The organism is Methylobacterium sp. R2-1 (genome assembly GCF_014191355.1).
Lineage (GTDB): Bacteria > Pseudomonadota > Alphaproteobacteria > Rhizobiales > Beijerinckiaceae > Methylobacterium.
This window is the reverse complement of sequence record NZ_JACHWM010000048.1, coordinates 1-1205: the sequence shown is the minus strand read 5'-3', so window position 1 is coordinate 1205 and position 1205 is coordinate 1. Positions and strand designations below refer to the sequence as shown.

Here is a 1205-nt window from a genome sequence, read left to right as displayed (position 1 = left end):
CGCGTCGCTCCCAACCACCGTGTAGGGATAGGGCATGAAGACCTTGTTCATGAGCGAAAGCACCTTCATTGTGAAGGACTTGCGGCGCTCTGCATCGGGCTCGACCCGGATGGCGCCGGCGCAGAGACGCTTTTGTGTCTCCTTGGTCGCGCTGAACCAAGTTTTGTAGGCCCTCATGAAGCGGGGCGAGTCCTTCGGCATTTCCGGGCCGTGGAAGACGAGGACGAAGCGCTCGTTCCGAGCGAGCAGGGCATCGAATTCCGCGACGCGGACCTCGGCGTCAGCATCAGGCACGCGCTCGGGCATCCGGTAGCGGGCCACGGGCCAGCCGGAGAGATCGAAATCGCCCGAGGCGGATTGGGCAGGGGCATCCGTCATGCAGGTCTCCAGGGTCGCCCGCGTCGGGCTCAGGGGAGGGCGGCGGTCGCGATGCGCCCGGTGGAACCGCGTCCCGTACTGGCCTCCCGCGCGGCATGCCGGATGAGGCGTGCCGCGGCGACGGCGGCGAGGGACGCACAGGCGGCGAGCGCGAAGCAGGCCGGGAAGCCGAGCTGACCGGCCAGCACACCGCTCACCGCCCCGCCGAACAGGGCGATCAGGGCGTCGGCGCACTGGAACAGGGTGAAGTCGATGCCGGCCTGTGCCGGCGAGGCGTAAGCCATCAGTTCCGCGTACAGGGCTACGAAGCCGAAGGCGGCAGTCGCGGCGGAAAGTAGGGCCAGGGCGCCCAGCGGTTCAGGGGCCCGTGTGCCCGACGCGGCGGCGAGGGCGAGCACGGCGAGAGCGAGGCATTGAGCACCGATCGCGATGCGGACGCTCGCCGCGGATCCGAGCCGGCGCACGGCCGCACCGCCGACCAGGGTGCCGAGAAAGCCGATCCCTGCGCCGCCCAGGCCGTTGATGAGGCCGACCGCCTTCAGGGACAGGCCTGCATCGATCAGGAAGGGGCCGAGCATGCTCTGGCCGAGACGCAGGCCGAGGCCGAAGACCATCACGAGCAGAAGGCCGATGCGGATGCGGGGATTGCGCAGAGCCGCGGCCAGCCCGGGGCGGTGCGCGCGGGTCGCCTCCGTGCCGAGGCGCGGAGCGAGCACGAGGAAGGGCAGCCCGAGGCCGAGGACCATCGCCGCCATGGCGAGGACGGCTGTCGTCCAACCCGCCTCGGCGGTCAGGAAGAGGAAGACGGCACTGCCGATCGACAGGCC

General features: G+C 70.4%; 1 protein-coding gene and 1 pseudogene. Both read right to left on the bottom strand.

The window, feature by feature from the left end; genetic code table 11:
* Window positions 1–378, bottom strand: a 378-nt coding sequence (locus FHU13_RS27300) for a hypothetical protein (protein WP_183438953.1), incomplete at its 3' end; no start/stop codon positions are given.
* A 29-nt stretch (window positions 379–407) separates the two neighbouring features.
* Window positions 408–1205, bottom strand: a pseudogene (locus FHU13_RS27295) (MFS transporter); the annotation flags it as partial.